The 20,227-nt window shown below is 59.7% G+C and carries 13 protein-coding genes and 1 pseudogene; 2 read left to right on the top strand and 12 right to left on the bottom strand.

The genetic code is table 11. The features are described from left to right. Positions 1-196: 196 nt before the first annotated feature. Entirely contained in the window at positions 197-1,045 is an 849-nt protein-coding gene (locus MAIT1_RS01330) for a hypothetical protein (RefSeq protein WP_085440218.1), read from the bottom strand. Positions 1,046-1,486: 441 nt separating this feature from the next. Here MAIT1_RS01330 and fxsT point away from each other — a divergent pair, with 441 nt between their 5' ends. Both fxsT and MAIT1_RS01345 read left to right on the top strand, forming a co-directional pair. Beyond that, on the top strand, positions 1,487-4,156 hold the full coding sequence (gene fxsT, locus MAIT1_RS01335) for an FxSxx-COOH system tetratricopeptide repeat protein (RefSeq protein WP_158089245.1): 2,670 nt from the start codon (positions 1,487-1,489) through the stop codon (positions 4,154-4,156). Next, the gene (locus MAIT1_RS01345; protein WP_143814593.1) at positions 4,143-7,856 is read left to right on the top strand and encodes an NB-ARC domain-containing protein; all 3,714 of its coding nucleotides are present in this window, start codon (positions 4,143-4,145) and stop codon (positions 7,854-7,856) included. The genes fxsT and MAIT1_RS01345 overlap by 14 nt, the downstream gene beginning before the upstream one ends. Before the next feature lie 7 nt (positions 7,857-7,863). Here the strand turns inward: MAIT1_RS01345 and MAIT1_RS01350 are convergent, their stop codons facing one another. From MAIT1_RS01350 to MAIT1_RS01400, 11 genes and pseudogenes are all read right to left on the bottom strand, one after another. Next, a complete protein-coding gene (locus MAIT1_RS01350; RefSeq protein WP_085440222.1) occupies positions 7,864-8,814 on the bottom strand; it encodes a hypothetical protein in 951 nt (316 codons plus the stop codon). Then, positions 8,811-10,469: an AAA family ATPase gene (locus tag MAIT1_RS01355; RefSeq protein WP_085440223.1), complete on the bottom strand. Its 1,659-nt coding sequence runs from the start codon at positions 10,467-10,469 to the stop codon at positions 8,811-8,813. The genes MAIT1_RS01350 and MAIT1_RS01355 overlap by 4 nt, the downstream gene beginning before the upstream one ends. Next, on the bottom strand, positions 10,466-10,771 hold the full coding sequence (locus tag MAIT1_RS01360; protein WP_085440224.1) for a type II toxin-antitoxin system RelE/ParE family toxin: 306 nt from the start codon (positions 10,769-10,771) through the stop codon (positions 10,466-10,468). The genes MAIT1_RS01355 and MAIT1_RS01360 overlap by 4 nt, the downstream gene beginning before the upstream one ends. Continuing rightward, on the bottom strand, positions 10,768-10,989 hold the full coding sequence (locus MAIT1_RS01365) for an addiction module protein (protein WP_085440225.1): 222 nt from the start codon (positions 10,987-10,989) through the stop codon (positions 10,768-10,770). The genes MAIT1_RS01360 and MAIT1_RS01365 overlap by 4 nt, the downstream gene beginning before the upstream one ends. Positions 10,990-10,994: 5 nt before the next feature. Further along, positions 10,995-11,255, bottom strand: coding sequence for a hypothetical protein (locus MAIT1_RS01370; protein ID WP_085440226.1), 261 nt, complete (start codon positions 11,253-11,255; stop codon positions 10,995-10,997). A gap of 23 nt (positions 11,256-11,278) precedes the next feature. Beyond that, positions 11,279-11,713, bottom strand: coding sequence for an HIRAN domain-containing protein (locus tag MAIT1_RS01375; protein WP_198947764.1), 435 nt, complete (start codon positions 11,711-11,713; stop codon positions 11,279-11,281). Between the two features lie 440 nt (positions 11,714-12,153). Then, positions 12,154-12,561 (bottom strand): hypothetical protein, encoded by a 408-nt coding sequence (locus MAIT1_RS01380; protein ID WP_085440227.1) that lies wholly within the window; start codon positions 12,559-12,561, stop codon positions 12,154-12,156. Then, the gene (locus MAIT1_RS01385; RefSeq protein WP_085440228.1) at positions 12,561-13,769 is read right to left on the bottom strand and encodes a restriction endonuclease subunit S; all 1,209 of its coding nucleotides are present in this window, start codon (positions 13,767-13,769) and stop codon (positions 12,561-12,563) included. The genes MAIT1_RS01380 and MAIT1_RS01385 overlap by 1 nt, the downstream gene beginning before the upstream one ends. Continuing rightward, positions 13,766-15,282: pseudogene (locus MAIT1_RS01390) on the bottom strand (type I restriction-modification system subunit M). The gene MAIT1_RS01385 and the pseudogene MAIT1_RS01390 overlap by 4 nt, the downstream one beginning before the upstream one ends. Beyond that, positions 15,279-18,656, bottom strand: coding sequence for a DEAD/DEAH box helicase family protein (locus MAIT1_RS01395; protein WP_085440229.1), 3,378 nt, complete (start codon positions 18,654-18,656; stop codon positions 15,279-15,281). The pseudogene MAIT1_RS01390 and the gene MAIT1_RS01395 overlap by 4 nt, the downstream one beginning before the upstream one ends. Positions 18,657-18,699: 43 nt before the next feature. Beyond that, positions 18,700-20,211, bottom strand: coding sequence for a sigma-54 interaction domain-containing protein (locus MAIT1_RS01400; protein WP_085440230.1), 1,512 nt, complete (start codon positions 20,209-20,211; stop codon positions 18,700-18,702). Between the last annotated feature and the right edge of the window lie 16 nt (positions 20,212-20,227).

Below are 20,227 nucleotides of genomic sequence, written 5' to 3' on the forward strand. Positions count from 1 at the left end.
CTCCTGTCTCCTCATGTCCCATGCCCCCGGTTGATGGGGGAGCCGGATGGCCTCGGGGGCATGCCGGTCAACCCAGCCCGGCCATCCGCAATCCCTGAAAATCTGAAAAAACGATGCAGAAAAAATGCGTTGCCGTCGTCGCCGGAACCCTGGAAGGCATATGGCCTCCCGGTTTCGAACCGGCTTCAACCCACTCTCATCCGTTTGAATTCACGGCAAACCGCTCCTTCATGGGTTCCGCCGGACCCACATTGCGGACCGATGCCATCACTTTCCTGGTCAGAGCGGCGATATCCGTGGGCTCCAGCGGATCCAGGCCCAAAGCGCCGGAGGCCTTGGCGGGATAGCCCCAGACATTGCGGTGGTCGGTGATCAAGGCGGTCTGAAGGGAGCCGTCCTTCCAGACGTCGGCCACGGAGAGCACCAAGTCCGAAACGCACATCAACTCGTGGACGACCTCATCCGGCAGGTCCGGAAATGGGCGGGAGTTCGATCCCACCATCTCGGTGGAAGACTTAAGCGGAAAGGTGATCCAGACGTGGATGCCACGCAGGGAGGCGCGGAAGATCTGCCGCAGGAGGCGGATCAGCAGGGTGTTCTGCAGTTGGTGAAAGGCGGTGGTGTTGTCCTTCCCCAACCATTCGGGGAGTCCCTGGCAATGCCATTCGAGGATGGCCCGGATCCCCCATCCACGGATCAGGACATTCTCGACGTTTTCCGTGGGGTCGATCCCACCCATGTCCTGAAGGACCGAAGCGTGATGCTGGGAGCTGAACAGCAGGTCGCCATTCAAGGAGGGATTCCCGCCCCCGATGAGCACCGCCAGATCCATCAGGCCGGCCCAGTCATGCGCCTGCAGTGTCTGGCTTTGGAACTGGCCGTGGCCGAGTGTTCCCAATCCAGCATCGACCAGCAGGGCATTGGTGGTGGGGAGGCTCCGGATCAAAGGCCAAAAGTCATGCTCCGGCGAAGAAAAGATCCCCCCTTTGATTCCCATCCTGTATGATGAGGAGCGGCCTCTGTCGGTCTGGGGTGATCCGTTCATGCTCCAGCTCCTCCAGCTGTTCCTGCGGCTGTGAAGAAGTTTGAAAAATGGCCGACCCGCCGCTTACGCATCGCTGGAAACCAGTCATCCGTACCTGTGACGGGTCGGCAGAGTTGGTCCGACACTTACGACGGAAACAGCTGCTTCTGGGGTATTGGATGGCATTTCAGGGGGGATGGAAATCGCACATACCGTTACGAAACGGTATGTAACGCCCTGTACGGATAACCTTGTCCGAGTGATTGAGGGGGGCTTGAGTTGGAAGCTGGATATGACAGACTGGAGGGGTTGAGACGCCTTGAAGTTTGTATGGGCTGTTTGACGCAGACAGAAAGGATCAGTGCATTTGAATCAGCCAAATACTCTACAAGCGAGAAAGGCACTGGAGTTCTAAGGCTGTGGAGAAACCGTGGCGGCCTTCCATATAAATCTATGGAAAGAATGGCCAACGCTTTGAGAATTTCTCCTGATTTTTTTGTTCATCATCTGGTTGAAGATGACCACATTCGTGAAGCTGCAAAAAAAGCTGCAAAACTCACAGATGGCATTGTGCGAATCAATGATATTGATGACTTATCCAAAAAAATATTAGGTTCCAATAAATCAGATCAACCCCGTGACTTTCATAAAGATCCTTCCGACCAACGAGAAGAGACTGAAGTTAAAAGCGTTATTGTCTCATGTGCTCTGAAGGATAGACCTTGGGCCGAGTGGATTTCCTGGACACTGAGGGCGGGAGGCTACAACTCGGAAGTGCAGGTCTTGCCCCTGGAAAATGAGACGACCGTCGAAGACGGTGCAGAGGATGGGCTGAATGCGGACCTGCTCATCGGCTTGGTTTCTGGTCATGCATTCGAAAAACACTGCCATCTGGCATGGGAAAAATTCCAGTCAAGGTCATTCAGGTCCGGACAAAGCCGATTGCTTTTGATTGAAATATCATCCCTGGAGGGATCCAGCTTGCCTCCACCCTTGAGAAGGGCTGCATCAGTGGATCTCAGGGAGTTGGACCCGCAGACTGCTGTGGGAGTGATTCTGCTCGGAGTCCGCCAGACACTTGGGCATCGATCTGCGCCACCGCAACCATCAGGGCTGAATGGAATCCCCCCGGATTTCCCCGGGACCGATCAAAAGCTCCACAACCTGAAACTCAGCAGGAATCGAAATTTTGTTGGCCGGTCTTGGGAGTTGGAAAGCCTGAGAAAGAGGCTGGAATCAGGATCACCAACAGCCCTGACCCAGGCTGCCCATGGCCTTGGTGGGGTCGGGAAAACGCAACTAGCTAATGAATACGCCTACCGATGGCGGGATTCCTATCAGGTGGTTTGGTGGGTCCGGAGTGAAGACGAAGCCACCATGACGACCGATCTGACGGCCTTGGCGAAGGCTCTCAACCTCCCTTTCAGCACTTCACAGCAGGCCGTTGAAAGCCTTAAACAATGGTTGCTTGGCCGTGACCGTTGGTTGCTGGTATTCGATAACGTCGAATCTCCTGGCAGCATTCGCAACTATCTGGTGTCCGGTGGTCAAGGGCACACCATCATCACCTCTCGATACAGCGCTTGGCGCGGCGTTGCGGACTCCCTGAACGTCACGACATTTGATCGTCAGGATTCCATTGCCTATCTACTGAAGCGTTCGGGGCGGGAATCGAATGAAGGTGCTGATGCCTTGGCGGCTGCTTTGGGGGATTTGCCGCTGGCACTGGCGCAAGCAGCGGCCTACATGGAGGAGAGCGGGCTGGATTTTGTGGCCTATCTTGAGCTGTTTCAAAGCCACCAAGGCCACCTTCTGAAAGCCAGCCCCCCGGTGAATGAGGGAAGCTATTCCCATACCGTCGCCACGACGTGGGACATTTCGTTCAAAAGGTTGGCTGAGACATCCCCGGCAGCGCCAGAGTTGATTTCCCTTCTGGCCTATTTCGCCCCTGATGCCATCCCGAAGGAAATCATCTCGGTAGCTCCGGAATCCCTCTCGGGATCGTTGAGAAATGCCTCGGAAGAGGGATTCCCCCTTCAGGAGGCATGGCGAGCCATGCATCGGCTTTCCCTTGTGGAAGCCGGCCCGAACACTGTCACTATCCACCGATTGGTCCAAGAGGTCATCTTTCAAGGGCATTCTCATGAGCAGCAACTCCAGTATGCCAACACGGCGCTGGAGCTGGCCGTTGCCGCCATCGCCTATGAGGAGAACAACAAGGACACCTGGAACAAGTCGTTGCCCTTTCTTCCGCATGCCATTGCAGCCGCCAATCAGTCTTTACGTGCGGAATGCCAGGCGGACAAGGCGATCAACCTCCTGGATAATGTCGCCAGCATTCACTGGAAACTCGGGCAAAACACCGAGGCGGAGGATGTCTATCGTCAAGCCATGATTCAGGGGGAGAAACACCTGCCTGATGGCTCATCCATCCTGGGAACTGTGTACAACAATCTGGGGACGTTGCTACGCGGCGAAGATCGTTCTGAGGAGGCGCTGCCCATCCTTGAAAAGGCGCTGGATGTGGGACTTAAAGTCTTGGGTCCTGACAACCCCACCGTGGCCATCAGGCATGGGAATTTGGGGTTGGCGCTCAGGAGACTGGGCCGATTGGAGGAAGCAGAAAAGAATTTTCGGCGCGCGCTCGAAATCGACAAAAGCCACTATGGTGAAAACGATGATGCCGTGGCACGGGATCTGAGCAATCTGTCCCGTTCGTTGAGTGAACAAGGGGAGGAAAAATTTGGTGAGGCTTGCGATTGCCTCAGAAGAGCCTTGGAAATCGGCGAGGCTTGCTACCCCGAACATCATTACCGGCTGGCGATTCGTCACAACAACCTTGCAATGCTGCTCAGAAAAGGCGGGCTTCTGGATGAAGCGGAGCATCATATGCGATGCGCGATTGAAATTGATGAGAAATATTTCGACCCTGAGCATCAGGATGTGGCCAGCGATTTGATGAATCTGGCTTTGATCTTGATTGATAAAGACGATCTGGCAGGCGCAGAACAGCAGCTTTCTCGTGCGCTTCAGATTTTCCATGCAAAGCTGGGGGCAAGCCACAAATCAACGGAGGAGTGCCGGGAGAAACTCGTGGAAGTGCGGGTGATGAGGGGAAATGAGCGGGGATGAGTGGTTTATGGATTACAACGGCAAGGAAAGCATAAAACGGCTTGATATCATCTTGTCCTGTTTGTCCCAGGCGGAAAAAGTAGCTATTTTTTCCTCCGCTGGATACACCGTTTCTGAGAAAGGTATTAGCGCTCTCAGGCAGTGGAGGATTCGTCCAGGCGGAATGCCATTAAAGGCCGCATCAAAGATTGCGCATGCACTCAAGATATCCCCTGATTTTTTCACAGGTAATCGCATCTCTGATGATCATTTACGAATAGCCATTCAAAAATCAAAATCAATTCAAACAGGCATCGTTCAGGCTGTCGACGTCATCCCTTCGTTTCAGAGCGATTCATCCTCCCCCCCGTCATCCATTATCCGAGGTAAGGAAGACAATATCGTTTCAATGCCTGCTGCCCAGGATGACAGGTTTGGTGCGCCATCCAGAAGGAATCTCAGCCAATTCTCCGTTCCGTTCATCTGTCCTGATCTCACGGGGCGCGAATCCGATCTGGATCGACTGAACCGGAGCCTTCGTGATGACAACGTGGCCATCACAGGGTCTGCCGCATTGACCGGCCAGGGTGGAATCGGCAAAACCCAACTGGCGGTCGCTTACGCCTATCGGCATGCGAACGAATATGACGGCGTTTTCTGGCTTCCAGGCAATGATGCCGACTCTCTGATCCAGACAATGGCCGGATATGCCGTTGATCTTGAACTCGGGGCCGTTTCTGGGGAGGGGGACGCCACCCAGGTTCAGGCTCGCCAGTTTTTTGGATGGTTGCGGCGCAACGCCAACATCCTTCTCATCGTCGATGACATTCAGGACGCGCGGTTTCTGGTCCAGGATATCCCAGGGTTGGCTCAATGCCGACTGGCAACGCTGCCTTGCCGGTTGCTGACCACGACTCGGCTCATGCAGCCCGCAGGCGTGACCCCTGTCCCCCTCGAATTGCTGTCTGAAGATGATGCCCTGGCCATGCTGGTTCACGAGTCGGGGGTCGAACCCTCGCCTGATGCCCGCATTGCTGTTCTTCTTCTGGGCCGTCTACCTTTGGCCATCAAGCTGGCCGCTGGATACCTGCGCTTCACAAAGGCGACCCTGGAGGGACTCATCGGCGTCCTGCGTCAAGCGGGGATTTCCGAGCTGGAATCCAAAACCGCTGATGGGTTCAGGCCATTCGACTATGGCCGCCCGGTCAAGGCCCTGCTGGAAGAAAGTTGGCGTACCCTGGATGGCCGCCATGGCCGCTATGCCAGACGGCTGTTGCAGATTCTCGCGCTGCTGCCGGTCAACCGGATCCACTCGGGGCACATGCTGAAGGAACTCCTGCCTATCGACCGGTTTTCCGGCGATGCCGAGGCGCTTTTTAACGGTTCCATATCCATCGCCAACGAACGGAATCTGCTGGAAGTGGCCGGAGAAGGCGGTCTGCGCCTTCATCCCATCATCCATGACCTTCTGCAAACCCGCATACCCTCCAGGCTGGGGCTTCATGTGGCCCGGCGGGCGGCGCATCAATTCCGGGAGACCGATTATCTGCTCACCCTGGATCCTGGGGGGTTCCTCGGCCTTGCTCAGGACATCCCCATGTTGCTGCCGCTTGGAGATGCCGAAACGGAGTCCCGTCTGAGCAGCCTCTCCCGGCTGATCGACCTTCAGTTTCACGCCATCCAGTTGGGGGCCGACCCTTTGGCCCAGTTGCAATTTCAGGCTGCGAAGATGGGCGACCAGGAGTTTGCCACCATCTGGGCGGCCAAGTTGCATTCGGATGGCGCAAGTCGGCTATTGCTCCGCTGGACGACGGCCCAGCCGACGCCGGCCTTGATGCGGGTTCTCGTCTCCATGTCCAGCGGGATCTTTGGGTTCGGATTTGACGCACAGTCGGATCTGGTCTCGGCCTTGGTCAACGGCGGAGAGGATCGGGATTTTCCGGCGCTGCGTCTCTGGCGCACGGCAGGCAATGACCCGGACAATCCTTTCCTCGACAAGGAGGAACCGTTTCAGGTGTCCGCCATGGCGGCATCCGGGAAATCCGTCATCACCGTCGACACGACGGGGCTTGCCAAGCTGTGGGACGTGGCCACCGGCGTGGAACGCGCCTGCGTGCGTCTCTTTGATGAGGACAAGGTGTCCGGCATGGAGCTTTGGGGCGGGGCGAGCGTCCGCTCTGACCATTTGGGGAATCGCAGCCTGGTTCTGGGAAGGTCCATGGCTTGGCTGGTGGATTTCAAACACAAGACGGTTGAGAAGGCCTGGAGCAGCCGAACGGATTCCCCCTATTCCCTGTACGGGGATATCTCCGCCGATGGGGCCCTGGTGATCTTCTTCGACGGTCAGGATCTGACGCTGCAACAGGCTGGCCGCAAGGGGTGGAGGAAATTGCCTGCGCCAGCGGGCCTTCAGGAGCTGCGCCTGTCGCGGGATGGAAAGCGCTTCGTCACGCGGATTCAAGATCGTCTTGCGCGATTTGCGCTCCAATCACCGCAGGCCGAGGAAAGCGGCGCGGACATCGCCCATTTCGGGCCGCCGTTCTGCTTTTCCGTGAATGCCACGGCGGATCAGGCGTTGGTGGGCTACACCAACGGCGTGTTGGGATGGTTCGATCTGGGCTCAGGTATGCCCAAGCGCTTCATACTTGATCCTGGCGGGCATGTGATGGCCTGCGCCATGGCGTCCGACTCCCGGTTCGGTCTCGCGGAGACCACCGATAACTCGCTGCGGCTGTGGGATCTGGAAAAGGGCGAGGATGCCTCGGCATTCAAGGGCAAACCCGCCGCCAACATGATGTGCTCGTTCCGACGGAGCGAGGCTGGTGAACAGGTCGTCACCCTGGACCTGGATGGCCATGCCCACTTCTGGGATGCCCAGACCGGTGCGGAGTTGCCGGAGATGTCCGTACAGGTTTCGGACAAGGACGCGTTGGCTGGATCGATTACGGGGGATGGGGCTTGGGTCTGCGCCATCGGCCAGCGTGGCCGGCTCCAGGCGTTCGGCGTTGATCAGGGGATCCACCGGGAATGGGAACTGCCCAAGCCGGAAACCGGGTTTGGGGATGATCCCCATTTCGGTGAGATGCTGGACCATTTTCAGCAGGATGACGATGAGGAACCGGCTCTGGACGAGACGGATATCTACATCGTCTCCTGTCAGACCCCCTGGGTGGCGGTGCTTACCGGCCCTCGGGAGGTGTTCGTTGCCCACCTGGAAAGCGCCACCCGGTTCTACACCCTGAGGTTCAAGGAGGACATCTACGACCTGGACATCAGCCCCTGCGGTCGGTTCCTGGGGGTGTTGATGAGCGGCGGCCTGATCGACGTGATGGGACTGGGCGGGAAAGGCAAGCCCAAACGGAAGCAGCGGTTGCAGACCAGCCAGATCATGGCCCAGAAGATATGCGTAGGGCCGGATGGCGAGGGGGTGGCCCTGGGACATCTGGACCATGGCGCATCCATCCTGGCCTCCGATGAGTCCATCCAGAACTCCTTCGACACCGTGGCCGAGACCATTCCCCTGGAGTTCTCCGTGGATGGCGAACGGCTATTGATGATCGAGGGGGACGACCGGCTGGTGATTGCGCCGACCAGGGAAACGGGGCCGGATGCATTGGATCTCTTTGTCGGCAACGTCCGCTATGCGAAGCTGAACCGGGATGGAAACCGGTTGGCGGTGCTGGGCCATGACGGATCGATTTTTATTTTCGATTGCAGGTAAGGCGTGATTATCGAGAGACGTCAATAGGGTCAGAGGCCAACTCAAAAGCCGGCGCGCTCACGTACTGACCCCACCGTTTGGCATGCTGGGCGCTGGAGAGCCGGAACAGGTCGTCGGACTCATCGTGACCGGCCTCATCCGCCTCATCGAGGCCAACGCCGAATCCCACGCTGCCGATGTCCGTCAGGAGGTAGCGATTATGGAGCTTTTCCCCGCCGGCCCTGCTTTTCCAGATGACGACGCGGAGCTTTCCGCCCTGGGAAATGACGTCCGGCAGGTGGGCGCGGCATTTCCTCAGGATCTCGCTTTCGCCTTTCTTGTCGGCGCTGATGTGCAGTTCAGCCTGGGGGGCGTCAAGACCATGGTTCTGCCCCCAGAGGATGGCCAGCATCTCCCGCAAGGTATTCAGGAAGCGAGGACGGTACGGGTCCGGATCGAAATGGGGATCCACGAACACCGCATGCTGGCAGCATCGCAGGATGGGGGCGACGACCTGGGCGAATTCGCCGGCATCGCGTGGGGGTGACGGGGCTGGGGGGACCTCCCAGTGTCGGGCGTTCTTCTCATCGGTGATCGTGCCATGGGCCAGTTCATCGGTGGTGATGATGAAGGGCCGATTGCGGGGGTTGTCGTGGCTGAGGATGCCGCGAAAGGGGCGCTCTCCATGCTCTCCTTCCGCCTTTTCCAGCCATGTAGGCAGCTCCGGAAAGCTGCTGGGGCGTTTGACCATCTTTTCGCAGAGGGTGTCCAGCAGGGCTTCCATGCGCATTTCGGCGTTGTGATCGCCGGCGGGAAACTGATCGAAGAAGGCCTTGCGCACCATCTGCCGCCATTTCTTGGGGTAGCCGGAGACCACCCGCCCCGCATCCATGCCGAACCGGCCCGCAAAGAAGGCGTACTCCCCCCGGTCGTGCCAACGGGCCACCATCTCCGGATCCAGGGCGAACTCATGGATCATGATCCGTACAGCTCCTTCATGCGCTCCTGGAAGAAGCCTCGGGGCCAGCGGTCGATGAAATCGCCATCCCGGTCGATGCGGATGCGGTGAATGCGGGGGCCATCCTCTTCGGGTTCGACGAAGTAGACGGCGATTCCCTCGGGGGTCAGCGACGGCGCGCCGGGCGGGAGTTCATTCTCGCCGGTTTCCCGGATGCGGCGCAGGAAGCGGAGCATCAGGTGCTCGCTATGGGTCTCCACCAGGAACATCAGGTCCGGTTTTTCCCGGGTCTGGGAGATGAACAGATCCCCCAGGGTCACCTGGAAGGCGGGATGGATGTTGGATTCCGGCTCTTCGATGGCGACGATGCCCATCTGGCTGTGGAGGGCGGCCACCAGCACCGGCACCACCTGGGAGATGCCCACGCCCACGTCCTGAGGGAAGAGTTCCACATCCCGGCGCTGGTCGCGGATCAGCAGTTGCCGCCGTTCGGGAAGGCTTCTCACCGCGTCGCGGATCCACTCCTCATCATCCAGCACGGTTTCGCCGGTCAGGGCCATCATCAGGGGGCCGTTGACCTCCAGCTCCTTGTAGCGCTTCACTTCCACCCGGTAACCGGCGTTCAGGCGTTCCTCTTGGGTGAGCCAGGCGTTGACCTTCTCCACCAGCGTTTCGCCCTTGAGCAGCAGCAGATCCCAGGCGGCCATGCCGTTGGACCAACGGAATTCATCAGGGGCGCGTGCAGGTTGATGATTCCGGAGTGGAACGTCTCGGAATGGACTGATATAGCGATACGAATGGAGTGCCTCGTGGAGCATGTTCCCGGGGCCAAGTATAAGCGTGCTCAAGAAGCGAACAAGCTGATCAACTGGAATATCCGGTTCTTCCCAATAGTCTCGAGTGTCCTCCATTTCCTCAGGAGGATCGTCCGGTTCTGGAGGAGTCCACATTGCGGACCACCATCGAGGCTGGATGCGGCCATCGGGAAAGGCAAGATTCTCTTTCCAAATAGTTGGGATTGCGGAGTCCCAGAGCAAAATGAACCGGGGCTTCTCCACTGTGTTGCCATCATTATACTCAAACATGGCCTCTGGAAGCGTTTCCGGCGATTCATGGATGGCCAGGAAGGGAATCAACGCGGGATGGCGCATGTCCAGGGTGGAAAGCAGGACCAGTTCACCGTCCTCGTTGGATATTCTCGCAAAGAGTTGTCCGTTTAAGCTGATTTCAAGATATGTCGGAATCGGGCGTTCAAGCCGGTCATCCCAGGAAACGGAAAACGTGATGATGGCCGAAGTGATGTTTTCAACGGCTTCTGCCAGTTTGGGAAGGTGGAAGGTGAGGCTCTGCCACTCTTCCATAGAAAAATAGTTCTGAAACGGCAACTTGGCTTTGCTCAGATCCAACTCGAAGCGCATGCGGATGGGCAGACTGCGGTCGTGGCTGTGGACCAGGCTGTCGAAGCCGCCCAGGTCCAGCACGTCCCCGCCCAGGAGGGTGCGGCCCGGGTCGGCGTTGCCGCGTTCGAAGATCTCCCGGGCGTAGTGGAGCGCCTGGACGACGGTACTCTTGCCCGCGTTGTTGGGACCGAAGAGCAGCGTCACTGGCGCGAACTCGATGCGCACCGGCTCGCGGATGCCCTTGAAGTTCTCCAGGGTGAGGGCCTTGAGGATCATTCCAGCTCCCCCTCCAGGCGGTCGCGCCAGTAGTCCGGGCGGCGGTGCAGGTGCGCCACGGCGATGATCAGGAGTTCCGCATCATCCGCATGGTAGATCAGGCCATAGGGGAAACGCCGCAACCGGCAGCGGCGGGTTTCAGCGCTGAGGGGATGCCATGCGCTGGGGTGCCGCTGGATCAGGTCCAGGGCGGCGAGGATTTCCCCCAGAAACGCCTTTCCCAGCCCGGGAACCTGGGCGTCATGGAAGGCCACCGCCTCATCCAACTCCTGGCGGGCGACGTCGAGGAAACGCACCCTCATGGCGTGCGATACTTGGCCAGAACCTCGTCCAGGGGCACGGCTTTCAGCTCTCCCCGACGGTAGGCGGCCAGGCGATCCTCCGCCTCCCGGGACCAGAGCCGATCCATCTCCGGGTCCGTTTCATCCAGGCTGCCCAGGATGGCGTCCACCAGTTCCAGGCGCGCCGTCGGGGAGAGTTTGCGGGCTTCCTCTTCGATGGCGGTCACGGTTTTGTTCATGCTGTCTACCTTTTCCCCTTGTTGGGCCGTTGGGTCAGGGCCGATCCGGCGGCGCTTTTTCCGGCCTTGCTGGTTCCCGGGCTCTTCAGCGCCTTGCTGGCGGCGGATGCCGCCTTGGAGCTGGTCACCTTGGCGTTGCCGGTTTGCGCCAGGGCGGAGCCTGCGGCGGACTTGGCCGCCTGGCTGGCGTTGGGATTGCGCAGCGTTTTGGAAGCCGCCGAGGCGGCTTTACTGCCGGTTCTTTCAGAGTTCTTTCGAGATGCCATGATGGGCTCCTGTGCCAATGATATCACGCCTGTCCAGGCCGGGTTTCCATGAGGATGTCCATCTGGATCCTCTCCCACGGGTCGCTGGACGCCTTGAGACCCGCGATGCGGGCCCGCAGGGTCTGGCCCCGGTCCAGCATCTGGGAGACCGCCACGTTGGCGGCCCGGGGGACGTAGCCCAGCTTTTGCCCGTTCCAGAGCACCATCACCGCCTTGCCGTTATAGGCGTTGTCCGCCTCTCGTTGCAGGTCCAGCGGCTGGCCTGTCCGCAGCCGGGACCAGAGCCGTTCTCCCTGGTGGTATTGGAACCCGGCCACCGGGGAGGTCTGGAGCAGCACCTCGACGGGTTGCATATCGGGTTCCACCCGGGGCTGGGCCACGCTGCTGCGCGCTCCGCCGAACAGGAGTGCGGCCAGTCCCGCGCCCGCTTTCAGGAATCTTCGTTTCGAGAGGTTCATGGTCGGTCTCCGTTGAAGGGGTTGCCTGTCCCTCTCCAACGCAACGCCCGGACCAATTGAAGCGCTTCTCTGTGAATGAACGACTTCTCTTTGTTCATCAGTATGTTGCAGTTCAGACCATGAATCGCCCGGCTCCCGGCTTTGCCATCACCCCATAAAGAAGTTTCTTATTCAAGAACATCGTTTACGGAGCGGCAGGCCGGCTATCACGACTCCGAAGAGCCCGACCCTCCACCCGAGGAGGATTGCCCTTGTCCGGAAGGCTGGCCTTGCGGGGCTTGGGAACTGCCGGAGCCGCCCTGTGAAGAGCCCGGGCGCAGATTTCCCAGACCATCGACGCTGCGGATCTCACCCCGCGCCATGGGCCGCATGTTCCCCAGCCCATCAACGCTTTCCCTCAACGGGACGACTCCTGATTTCTTTTCCGACATGGCGGTCTCCTAAAATATGGCTTGACAGATTTGATGTGCGCCCAGGATGAGAACAAAGCCAACGCCCGCCGCGAAGGACCAGAAGGCCCAGCCATCCAGATGTTTCAGTGGCGTTGGCGTCTCATTCTTGGCCAAGCTCTCGAAGTAATCCGCGTTCTTCTGGAAGATCCTGACCACCGTGAACAGGCAGGTGGTGAACGAAACCAGGGATGACGCGATCAGCAGTTTCTCTCCGATGGTGTCGATGGCCGCAAGGCTCAACGCGCCCATCAGCACAGGGATTGCGGCGGCGGAGAGGGTCAGGAGGCTCTTGTCGCGCTCCATCCGGGTCTGAATCCAGCCGTTCACGCACGCGGCATAGTAGAGGTTCTCCTGTTCAATCTGCTGGCTGCGCTGCCCTTCCTCCGTCATCTCCATCACAACTCCCCTCGGAAGGCGCGTTGGGTGAGGGATTCAAAGAGTTCGTTCGGTCTGCTCCAAGTAGACTCCATTCTCTCTTCAAGATCACGGATAGCCTGTACTGCTGAAGCAAATTGGAGCTGTAGAGGCAATGGTGGAACTCTCAACTCCAGGGATTTGATGATGCCTAGATTAAGTCCCGACATGATTGCTCCCCGGTTGGCATTTCCAATTTGCTTCAAGATTGCTGGGTGCCTGTGGATGGCATTGGAAATAAATTCGGGATGAGCTTTTCCCTTGTCCAACGAAATGGTTGCAAGGTGTTTGGTTGAAATGGCCGTAGGGATGGGGTCGGGAACAACGGCAGAGCGTCCGGTTGTGCCCATAATCGTTATTATCACGTCGTTCGGTTTGACCGTGTAGCGTTTCAAATCGTCATATTTTTCCTCGGTAATGAAGCGTCTCTCCCCCCATGCAAACCGGTTCTGAACCGCGTTGTCGATACCAAGAACGGCAATGCCTTCATCAACGAACTCGGAATGTTTGAGGGCGCTACCAAATGGCCCCGTTCGCATGGATTGCCTGACAGGTGTTTCAGCAAGTGACTCAATCGTTTGTTCTGGCCAGCCAGAATATTCAGGATGCTTTGGCCCCACCATACTGAGGAAAGTACTTTGCAGTAACTGGTCGGCCAGCCCTAACGCTTGGCGGCGCTTGCGGCGGATGGCGTCGGCCTTGTCCAGAATCGCCGCGATGCGCTTCTGCTCATCGAGGGAATCGGGGTAAATGACTGGAAATTCAGCCAACGCTTTAGGGCTCAACCTTGGCAGGTTAATCCCTGTGCATCGTGCTGTTGCAAAATCCACCAGTCGCTGCTGCCTGAGATAATGGAACAGATAATCTCTATCCAGGCCGTTCTGTGGCCGGATCGGCAAAATATCAGTGCTGCATACACCGGAAAACTCGGGTCGGCTGATTTTCCTCAAATATGGCCGTAGCTTCCCATACAAAATGTGTTGGTCAGAAAATGAGAATTTCGTGCTCTTCAGCTCTGCTGACTGGGCATTCTGGACACCGATGAAGTTGCCTTCACCGTCCACATGCTCCAGTCCAACGTAATGGGCATCTGATGAAATCTGGTCCGGCTGAATCCCTTGACGTTCAATTTCAGCTACTCTTTTAAGTGGCTTCTGCTTCCATCCTTGCGGCGTCTGGACCTGAATCATCCCACCATCCCCCGCAGCTCTTCCAGATCGGCCATGATCTCCCGCTCCAGCTCCATCATCCGATCCAGGATCTCCCCGGGCGGGTCGTATTGCTCCTCTTTGTAAACCGTCTCCTTGTAGCGGTTGATGGAGAGGTCATATTTGCCATCGCCGCGAATCTCGGCCACGGGGACGCAGAACGCCTTGGCGGTACGGTCGGTGAGCTTTTTCGGGTCGCGGGCCTTCCACTGCGCCAGCAGGTCCGGCAGGTCATCCTTGTCCGGCGTCGGGGTGCGTTTGTCATCCAGGCTGAAGCCGTCGGCCAGCACGTCATAGAAAAAGACCTGATCGGTCTTGCCGCCCTTGGTGAAGACCAGCACCGCCGTGGAGACGCCGGCATAGGGACGGAAGCAGCCGGACGGAAGCGAAATCACCCCCTCAAGCTGGTTGTCGTCCACCAGGATGCGGCGCAGGTCCACATGGGCCTTGGAACTACCAAAAAGAACCCCGTCCGGGACGATGGTGGCGGAGCGCCCGCCCAGGCGCAGCATGCGCAGGATGAGGGTGACGAACAGCAACTCCGTTTTTTGGTTTTTACCTGGCCCAGCAGGGTGTTGTGGACATCCTCGAAATCCAGGCTGCCCTTGAAGGGGGGATTGGCCAGGATCACGTCGAAGGCGTCCGCCGCCATCTTCGGATAGCGCTCCGGGAAGGTGTTGCTCAGGGTGTCCTGATAATGGATATCCGGGGCGTCGATGCCATGGAGCAGCAGGTTCATGGCGGCGATGCGCAGCATGGTGACGTCGAAGTCAAAGCCCCGGAACATGCGGCGCTGGATGTGCTCCCGGTGGGGCTCCAGCAGGTCGCCGTGGTAGATCTTTTCCCCGGTCTCCGGATCGGTCTCCACCATCTCCGGGGAGGTGTATTCCCGCATCAGGTACTGCATCGCCTCCACCAGGAAGCCGGCGGTGCCGCAGGCGGGATCCCCCACCACCTCGTCGGGGCGCGGCGCGACCATCTCCACCATGGCGCGGATCACATGGCGCGGGGTGCGGAATTGGCCGTTGATGCCCGCCGTGGTCAACTTGCCCAGCAGATACTCGTAGAGATCCCCCTTGGTGTCCCCGGCGGTGAGCGGCAGGGCGTCGATCATCTCCACCGCCTTCACCAGCAGGCTGGCCTTGGCGATCATCAACTGGGCCTCTTTCATGTACTCGCCGAACTCGGCCCCATCCACCGCCACCTTCTTGAAGTGGGGAAAGACCCGGTCCCGCACCAGGGGCAGCATCTCCTCCGCCCCCAGGTGCTTAAAACGGGACCAACGCAGATCCTGCTCGGTTTCATTGAAATTGCGGCGGCCTTGGCGGCCCGTGCGGGCGTCGCGCTTCTCGTTGCGGGACTCGGCGATATCCAGCAGCCGGGCGAACATCAAAAACGAAATCTGCTCGATGACGGTGAGCGGATTGGTGATGCCGCCGGTCCAGAACTCTGTCCAAAGTTTGTCCACTTTTGATTTCAACTCACCGGTGATCATGCGGTTGTTCTCGCTTCTTGCTGTGCAGGGGGTTTGAAGGCTTCCAGGATGGCGATGAGGTCATCCATCTGCGCCTCGTCGCGGAAAACGCCATCGGGGCCTTCGCTGTCCACGGTGGTGAACGGCGGCTCATAGAGCCGGTCGATGGCGATGACGCCGAACTTGCTGATGTGGTTCTTGAGCAGCCCCAGAAAGCGGATCTGCCGGGCGTTCAGCTTGGGATGGCGGCGGACGAAATCGGCGAAGTGCTGTTCCACCGCTGCCGCGTCCATGCCGATGATGGAGCGCAGAATCTGCGCGAGCCCGCCGGCGGTGTCCTGGTAGAACTCCAACAGGATGTTCAGGTCCACGTCGGGCCGTTCGGTGTGAATCAAGGCGTTCAGGGCGTTCAGGTCCGCCTCGGTCACCGGCTCCCCGGCGCGGATCTTCCTCAGGGTGGGGTTGCTCTCGAACAGAGGCGCGAGAACCTCCTCCACCCGCTTGCGGTAGGCGGCCAGGTCGTTGGCGGTGATGTTGGCCTTGCGATGGGCGAACTCCACGCCGCCGTCGGTCACATCCACCACCTTCGTCTGCTGGACGACAGGCGCGCCAGGGCGGCGGTGATGCATGATGCCGCGCAGCTCCTGACGTTTGGCCTCCAGATCCGCCACCGTCACCCCGGTCCAGAAGGCGGGATCCTTGAAGGTCTTAATGACTTCGCCCTTCTCCCGTACCGGGTTCAGGTGCATCTGGAGCTGGGCCACCTGATCCAGGGCTTGATCCCGGTAGTCCTCGAAGCGGCTGGTTTTTTTCAACAGTTCGATCTGCATGAGCGCGATCAAACGATCAAATTGCCAGGCGGCGGAGTGGTCGCGGATGTCGATCCACTGCATCAGCGGGGCCATGGTCTGGCGCAGCATGATCACCGTTTCCGGGGCGAACTGCTCCAGAACGTGGGCCTGCTGGACGGTGCGCTTCTCCCGCCACTTCTCCCGCACGGCGATGGTCTCCTCGGGCAGGGCGGCCAGATCCCTGGCCAGAAGTTCCACCGCCAGGGTAAAGGCCGCCGGTTCGGACTGGTCCAGGGTGGTCTCGGCCAGGTCGATACGGGCCTCGAACACCTGCTGCATGAGGGATTTGGAGGGAGCCGGGTCGGCCTCTTCAAACTCTTCGGCGAAGAATTCGAAGTTGCCCCAGTGGTCGAAGATGCGGAAGTGGCGCTTGTGCTGGCCGGGGCCGAACAGGTCCGGACAAAGCCGGGTGCCGCGCCCGATCATCTGCCAGAACTTGACCCGGGACTTGACCGGCTTGGCAAACACCAGATTCACCACCTCGGGCACGTCGATGCCGGTATCCAGCATGTCCACCGAGATGGCGATGGTCAGCCCTGGGTTGGAGCCCACCCCCTTGAAGTCGTCGATCAACTGTTCGGCGCGGGGGTCGTAGTTGTCGATCACCTGGCAGAAGCCTCCGCCATACTGGGGATACAGCTCATCGAAGAGCTGGGAGAGCAGCACCGCATGGTTGTGGTTGCGGGCGAAGACGATGGTCTTGCCGGGATGGGATCCGGTGGCCTCCCGCAGGCCGTTTTCCATCAGGTTGCGCAAGACGTGTTTGTTGGTGTCCTTGTTGAACACCGCCTTGTCCACCTGCTGGGCGTCGTAGTCGAAGGATTCCGGATCCTCGCCGTCGTCCTCCAACTGCTGGCGCTGCTCCTCGCTCAACTGCTCGTACTTGATCCCCCGGCGCAGGAACTCGGTGGTGTGGGTGAACAGCTCGAAGGGGACCAGATGCCCTTCCTCCACGGCGCGGGAAAAGTCGTAGTTGAAGGTGGGATCGTCATCCTCGCAACCGAACAGCTTGAAGGTGTTGCGGTTGATCATCCCCACCGGGGTGGCGGTCAGTCCCACCTGAAGGGCGTCGAAGTAGAAGAAGAGATCCCGATACCGGTTGTAGATGCTGCGGTGGGATTCGTCGGCGATGATCAGGTCGAAGAAACCCACGTCGAAGGTCTCGAAGACCTTCATCATGGCCGGATAGGTGGCCAGATAGATCCGCTTGTCCCGATCCTTGGCCGTGTGGCGGCCCACCACCACCAAGGGCTCGTTGAGGAAGTCGGCGTAGGCGTTCTTGGCCTGTTTGCGCAGCTCCTTGCGGTCGCACAGGAACAGCACCCGCTTCACCCAGCCGGCGCGGATGAGCGCATCGGTCAGCGAGATGGCCACCCGGGTCTTGCCGGTGCCGGTGGCCTGGACCACCAGGGAGCGGCGATGGCGGGCGGTGAAGCGTTCGCAGACCCGCTTGATGGCCTCCAACTGATAGAGCCGGCCCGCGATTTCGGAGGGCTGAATTTCATCCAGCTCCCGGCGGCTGATGCGCTGGAAGGTCACGAGGTATTGCAGGCTATCCTTGGAGTAGAAGCCATACAGCTTGCGCGGCGGGTAACCGCCGGCGTCATCCCAGATCCAGATGTCGAAGCCGTTGGTATAGAAGATCACCGGTCGCTGGCCGTGCATCTTCTCCAGGCCATCGGCGTAAAGCTGGGCCTGCTTGCGGCCCAGTTCGGCGCTCTTGGCCGTCTTCTTGGCCTCCACCACCGCCAGGGGCTTGCCGTCGTCGTTCCACAGGACGTAATCGGCGTAACCCTTGCCGGTCTGGGTCGGCTGATGGTCAACCTCCACCTCCTGGCCGACCTCATCCGCCTGGGTGACGCGCCAACCGGCGGTGGCCAGTTGGCTGTCGATCAGACGGGCGCGGGTGGTGGCCTCATCGAAATTCAAGGCATCGGCGGCATGGCGGCCGGACTGGATGAGCGCTTCCAACTCGCCCGCCTTGAGTTCAGCGGTTTGCGCCTTCTCCCGGGCCGCGTCCAACTCCTCCAGGAGCGCCTGCATCTGCGCTTCCTGGGCGGCCAACTGCTCCAGAACCGTCTTCTTTTCCCGCTTGAGCTGGGAACGGGCTTCGCCCGCTAGGCCACCCGAGGGCGGATCCTGGTAGGCGTCCAGGTCGGTGGTTTTGCCCTGGCCACTGGTCACGAAGATCCAGCGGCCCACCTCGTGAGACTCCTTGAGCAGCCACAGCGCGGTGTCGGTGGAGGCCTTCTCGCCATGGGCCGCCTTGTTGCCGTGAATCCGGATGGCGTGGAGCTTGTCCACCACCACCTTGGGCACGGCGGTCTGAAACGCATGCTCATTGAGAAGATCGTTCAGATTGGGCTTGAACGGCTTGGGGAAGCCGGCCCGGTCGTAGATCCACAGGACGAGCTGTTCCGCGAACGCGCGCAGCTTCACCTGGCTGCTTGCGGGATCGGGATGGGCATAGCTTTCGGCAAAGCCACCCAATTCCGCCAGCTGCGGCCAGGAGGGGCGCAGGAATTCGAAGTTCAGCGATTTCATGATTGAGCGTTCCATATCGGGGGTAAGAGCAACGGGGATGCCATCATGCCTTCACCCCATATTTTTTCATCCAGTTGGTCAAAGTCTGGTAGCTGGCCAGTCCCAGGAGTTCGGCGGCGCGGGTCTTGTTGCCCGCCGTCTTCTCCAGGGCCTGCTCCAGGTAATGGCGAGAGATGCGATCAATAATCCCTGGCAGGTCAATGCCTTGTAAAATATCGAGAGCGAGGATGTTTTCGTCGCGCTGGCTGCCCTTGGGCGCAGGGAACAGGGAGTCCCGCACATCCTCCAGGCGGATGGTGGAGCCGGTGGACCAGACCACGGCCCGGCGCAGGGTGTTCTGCAACTCCCTCACATTGCCCGGCCAGTCGTGTTTCATGAGAACGTTTCTTGCGTTCACAGAAAGTTTCTTATGCTCGAACCCCGGCTCCGTTTCGCTCTCCCGGTTGATCTGCTCCAGCAGGTGGTCAACCAGGGGGCCAAGATCCCCAGGGCGTTCCCGCAGAGGGGGCAGGAGCAGGACGATCACCGCCAGCCGGTAGAACAGATCCTCCCGGAACCGTCCCTGGGCAACCTCCTCGGTGAGGGTCCGATTGGTGGCGGCGATGATGCGCACATCCACCGGGGTGGGCGTGGTGGATCCCACCCGGACGATCTCACCTTCCTGGATGGCGCGCAGAAACTTGACCTGGGAGGGCGCTGGCAGTTCGCCTACCTCGTCCAGGAACAGGGTGCCGCCATGGGCCGCCTCGAAGTATCCGGTCCGAGCGGCAGCCGCTCCGGTGAACGCGCCTTTCTCGTGACCGAAGAGTTCGGACTCCACCAATTCCGGAGAGATGGCCCCGCAGTTGACGGCCACGAACGGCTTGTCCCGCCGGGGACTGGCCCGGTGAATGGCGCGGGCCAGCAGCTCCTTGCCGGTGCCGGATTCGCCTTCGATCAGCACGGGAATGGACCGGGGAGCCACGCGGCGGGCGCGGGCGATCACCCGCTTCATGCCGGGGCTGCGATGGATTATGCTGGAAAACTCCGGCGCTTCGGGTGGCAGGCCGGCGGTAAGGCGCTCCAGCTCCTCATCAGGCTTGCGCAGCAGGTCGGGGATGAAGTCAGCGGAGATGTCAAACGGCACCGAAGCGGTGCGCACCCCATGCTCACGGGAGGATTCGATCAGCTCCGCCGGGAAGCGGGTTTTGGCCAGGATGATCCACACCGCCGCCATGGCTGGCGTGCCGGGGCTCAGGTGAAAAGTCAGTTCAGCATGGCCACGGTTGTTTTTGATGGCGTCGGAGACCACCCGGGTGGCACTCTCATAGATGTCGCCGAAATGGACCGGGCTGGTAAGTGTGACGAAGTGGGGGGCGATTTCAACGGGGTGTTGCGCCTTGAGCCATTCCATATAGGGCTCGGCTTCCTCCCGGGGATAATCGCAGAGCAGCTCCAACCGGGCAAAGTCACGGGCACCAACCGCCTGGGCAATGGGGCCCAGCCCCACACGCTCCGATTGGGTTCGTGCGTTCAGGTCGGTTCTGCCAAGCCAACTGATCAGGGTCTTCACCATGCCATGTGCCATAAGA

Source organism: Magnetofaba australis IT-1 (assembly GCF_002109495.1).
In the GTDB taxonomy this organism is placed as follows: Bacteria; Pseudomonadota; Magnetococcia; order Magnetococcales; family Magnetococcaceae; genus Magnetofaba; species Magnetofaba australis.

What these genes read in the sequence shown, in the direction of transcription:
- MAIT1_RS01330 (WP_085440218.1), bottom strand. Translation starts at nt 1,045, where the DNA reads ATGAACGGATCACCCCAGACCGACAGAGGCCGCTCCTCATCATACAGG.
- fxsT (WP_158089245.1), top strand. Translation starts at nt 1,487, where the DNA reads ATGGCCAACGCTTTGAGAATTTCTCCTGATTTTTTTGTTCATCATCTG.
- MAIT1_RS01345 (WP_143814593.1), top strand. Translation starts at nt 4,143, where the DNA reads ATGAGCGGGGATGAGTGGTTTATGGATTACAACGGCAAGGAAAGCATA.
- MAIT1_RS01350 (WP_085440222.1), bottom strand. Translation starts at nt 8,814, where the DNA reads ATGATCCATGAGTTCGCCCTGGATCCGGAGATGGTGGCCCGTTGGCAC.
- MAIT1_RS01355 (WP_085440223.1), bottom strand. Translation starts at nt 10,469, where the DNA reads ATGATCCTCAAGGCCCTCACCCTGGAGAACTTCAAGGGCATCCGCGAG.
- MAIT1_RS01360 (WP_085440224.1), bottom strand. Translation starts at nt 10,771, where the DNA reads ATGAGGGTGCGTTTCCTCGACGTCGCCCGCCAGGAGTTGGATGAGGCG.
- MAIT1_RS01365 (WP_085440225.1), bottom strand. Translation starts at nt 10,989, where the DNA reads ATGAACAAAACCGTGACCGCCATCGAAGAGGAAGCCCGCAAACTCTCC.
- MAIT1_RS01370 (WP_085440226.1), bottom strand. Translation starts at nt 11,255, where the DNA reads ATGGCATCTCGAAAGAACTCTGAAAGAACCGGCAGTAAAGCCGCCTCG.
- MAIT1_RS01375 (WP_198947764.1), bottom strand. Translation starts at nt 11,713, where the DNA reads ATGAACCTCTCGAAACGAAGATTCCTGAAAGCGGGCGCGGGACTGGCC.
- MAIT1_RS01380 (WP_085440227.1), bottom strand. Translation starts at nt 12,561, where the DNA reads ATGGAGATGACGGAGGAAGGGCAGCGCAGCCAGCAGATTGAACAGGAG.
- MAIT1_RS01385 (WP_085440228.1), bottom strand. Translation starts at nt 13,769, where the DNA reads ATGATTCAGGTCCAGACGCCGCAAGGATGGAAGCAGAAGCCACTTAAA.
- MAIT1_RS01395 (WP_085440229.1), bottom strand. Translation starts at nt 18,656, where the DNA reads ATGAAATCGCTGAACTTCGAATTCCTGCGCCCCTCCTGGCCGCAGCTG.
- MAIT1_RS01400 (WP_085440230.1), bottom strand. Translation starts at nt 20,211, where the DNA reads ATGGTGAAGACCCTGATCAGTTGGCTTGGCAGAACCGACCTGAACGCA.